The sequence below is a fragment of the Labrenzia sp. R5_0 genome (assembly GCF_017743835.1).
In the GTDB taxonomy this organism is placed as follows: domain Bacteria; phylum Pseudomonadota; class Alphaproteobacteria; order Rhizobiales; family Stappiaceae; genus Roseibium; species Roseibium algicola.
This window is the reverse complement of the sequence record NZ_JAGHRK010000025.1, coordinates 1-1,914: the sequence shown is the minus strand read 5'-3', so window position 1 is coordinate 1,914 and position 1,914 is coordinate 1. Positions and strand designations below refer to the sequence as shown.

Here is a 1,914-nt window from a genome sequence, read left to right as displayed (position 1 = left end):
TGTTGCGAGAGAACCAGAAGACCTCAACGATTCCTATTGCGAGGAAACCGAACAATGAACGTTGCCCTCCTGAGATGCGAGTATTCTAGCGAAATGTCAGGTAGTTATGCGTCCGGAGATATTTGAACCGGCACAATTCGCCCGGAGGATCCTGAGTGTGAGCATGACAATTTTCATGCTTCTGCTCGCGGGATGTGTAGGTTCGTCAATTGAAATGGAATCGCGCGGAGAAATTGCAATTCCACATGAGGTCAAGGCGTTGATGCGCAACAAAGGGGTCGAGGGATCAGATCCCGTCTTCATCCGAATTTTCAAACAGGAAAGTGAGCTTGAGGTTTGGAAAAAAAGGCGCGCCGGTGATTATGTTCTTCTAAAAACATACGAGATGTGTCGTTGGTCCGGCGATCTGGGTCCCAAACGAGCCGAGGGTGATCGCCAGGCACCTGAAGGCATATATGAAGTCACGCTGGGGAGGCTTAATCCCAACTCTAAGTATTTCCTTTCATTTGATTTGGGGTATCCGAACAAACTTGAACGCGCGAAGGGTTACTCTGGAACTGCGCTCATGGTCCACGGAGCCTGCTCGTCTTCCGGGTGCTTCGCAATCACAGACGAGCAAATCACCGAAGTGTATGCTCTAGTTCGGGACGCATTGCGCGCCGGGCAACCTTCCGTGCAGGTGCAATCACTCCCTTTTCGTATGACACCTGAAAATCTTGCGAGGCACTACGACAATCCAAACCTCAGTTTCTGGCTGGATCTCAAAGAAGCTTCCACCACGTTCGAAGTCCTGCGGCGTCCGCCAGAATTCCGGTTTTGTGAAGGAAGATATCGTTTTGGCGCAGCAAAAAACCCAGGAGCTGACTACGGCCCCCTTGGACAGTGCCCGCAGTTGGAACCACCACCGCAAAAAGTTTCAGAAAAGATCGCTGCTGACCTAAGCTCAGTTGAACAACTTCGGGAAGGGGGCGGCAATATCGTAAGTTCTTACGCCGACGGTGGAATGCACTCTAGGTTTCGAAATGTTCTTTTGGAAAAGGGAGCTGAATTCCTCGCGAGGAAAACATCGAGTAGCGCCGTACCGGTTAGCAGACCAAAGGCAGCACTGTCCGACCCATACAGACCTTTGCTGTCTCAGCAATGACTTTTTGGTGTTGTGAAGGATGTAATCGGAGCCTCGGCCTTAGCGAAGCATTCGCGCAACGGGCAGAATGATAACGAGGAGCAATGGCTGGTGAACCAAGTATATCAATAAACTGTTTCGCCCCATCCAAGACAGGATCCTGGTCAGTTTGGTATTGTGCAGATCAGGAAATGAGCGTGAATCGCCGTTTTTGATATAAAAAATCTTGGCTAGAAAAATGCCGATCAAGGTCAATCCGGCCCATGGCAGAATTGGAACGAAATCGTTGCTGGGTGGGGGGGAACTAGACACGCCAATCCATGCGAGCCACCGGGTGTTGAACAGTTCCAATTTTACGAACTGCGGCAGGATGAGTAAGCCGGTTCCCGAGATTAGTGAGACCAGGGCGGGCAAATTTAGAAATAAAACACCAAAAAGAGAAGAAACCGCAATCGCGTGCAAGATGCCGAAAAAAATGTAAGTCTGCGGAAACGCGATCCACGTGACCAATGAAATCGAAATCGCAGCTGCACCGATCATCGTCACACGTCTTACAAATCTGCTAAACTTGAGCCCTTTTCTGTGCGCAAGGACAAGGCTCACGCCGACCAGAAACATGAAGGTTCCGGCGAGCAAGCGGCCGAATGCAAGCCATACAGGATGGAACGCGAATCCGTCGATTAATCCCGAAAACTCCAGATCCCAAACAATATGAAAAAGCACAACGCCAAAAATAGCGATACCTCGCACGGTATCGATCAGCAAAACTCGCTGATTTGATAGACTTTCGT

2 protein-coding genes are annotated in these 1,914 nt (G+C 49.9%); one reads left to right on the top strand and one right to left on the bottom strand.

From position 1 onward, the window contains the following. Nucleotides 1-163 precede the first annotated feature (163 nt). Nucleotides 164-1,144: a murein L,D-transpeptidase family protein gene (locus J7447_RS31145; RefSeq protein WP_209171781.1), complete on the top strand. Its 981-nt coding sequence runs from the start codon at nt 164-166 to the stop codon at nt 1,142-1,144. A 39-nt stretch (nt 1,145-1,183) separates the two neighbouring features. On the opposite strand, the gene J7447_RS31140 is transcribed toward J7447_RS31145, so the two are convergent. Further along, nucleotides 1,184-1,914 (bottom strand): heparan-alpha-glucosaminide N-acetyltransferase (locus tag J7447_RS31140; protein WP_286189719.1); only part of this gene is annotated, 731 nt, incomplete at its 5' end.

Coding starts and splice junctions, on each gene's coding strand:
- J7447_RS31145 (WP_209171781.1), top strand. CDS start 164: ATGACAATTTTCATGCTTCTGCTCGCGGGATGTGTAGGTTCGTCAATT.